General features: G+C 34.9%; 1 pseudogene. It reads right to left on the bottom strand.

Annotated elements, in window-relative coordinates:
• Nucleotides 1–355, bottom strand: a pseudogene (locus FMM58_RS05305) (flagellin); the annotation flags it as partial.

Here is a 355-nt window from a genome sequence, read left to right as displayed (position 1 = left end):
CTTCTGCCAAGGCACCAATCCCTGTATTAACTGAGGTTGAGATAACTACATCTCTAAAAGTAAAGTCTTCAATACCATTATAATTTTTAATGGTTAAAGAAACTGTTCCACTACTAAGAGATTGAGAACCTGTTTCAAAACGAGTAACGCCTATTTTAGATGATTGAGTAGCACCTATACTAGCACTTACTGTTGTGTTTGATTGAGAACCGATTTGAAACTCTTGGTTAGTAAAGCTACCACTTAAAAGTTGTTTTCCATTAAAAGAAGTAGTGTTAGCTATGTTATCTAACTCTTCCATTAAACGATTAATATCTGCTTGTAGCATTGTCCTAGTAGCCAAGCTTTGTCCATC

The sequence above is a fragment of the Campylobacter sp. LR291e genome (assembly GCF_008633915.1).
Lineage (GTDB): Bacteria > Campylobacterota > Campylobacteria > Campylobacterales > Campylobacteraceae > Campylobacter_D.
Note: the sequence above shows the minus strand (reverse complement) of the source record. Positions and strands in the feature narration are given on the sequence as shown.